Here is a 450-nt window from a genome sequence, read left to right on the forward strand (position 1 = left end):
TTGCCGGGCAGCCGTCCGGCGTCGGACTCGTCGTGCACCGCGGCGACCTCGGCCAGCGGGCGGCGATCGGCGACGTCGATGTGCAGTCCGCCGGCGTCGACGCGGCGGACGAGGCCGGCGAGTTGCGCGGCGTCGCTGCGGACGAAGACCCGCTGCGTGCGCACCCGGGAGTTCTCCTCCCCCGACGTCATGGTGCCGACGTGGAAGCCACCGTCCGCGATGACGCCGACCAGCGCCGCCGTCTCCTCCGGTGAGGTGCTCACCAGGTTGAGCACGACGTCGAACGGTTGCCCGTCGACGGCGAACGGCGTTGCCGCGTAGTCGATGTGGTCGATCAGCCGGTCGACGCCGTAGCGGCGCAGCCGGCTCGCGCTGCGCGCGGATGCGGTCGCGGTGACGACCGCCCCGGCGCGCTTGGCGAGCTGGACGGCGTACCCGCCGACCGCGCCG

At 74.4% G+C, this 450-nt stretch carries 1 protein-coding gene; it reads right to left on the reverse strand.

What is annotated here, in order from left to right; translation table 11 throughout:
* On the reverse strand, nucleotides 1-450 hold a 450-nt coding region (locus Q2100_RS31385), incomplete at both ends, for a zinc-binding dehydrogenase (protein WP_302917143.1).

This window comes from Mycolicibacterium arseniciresistens (genome assembly GCF_030519285.1).
Lineage (GTDB): Bacteria > Actinomycetota > Actinomycetes > Mycobacteriales > Mycobacteriaceae > Mycobacterium > Mycobacterium arseniciresistens.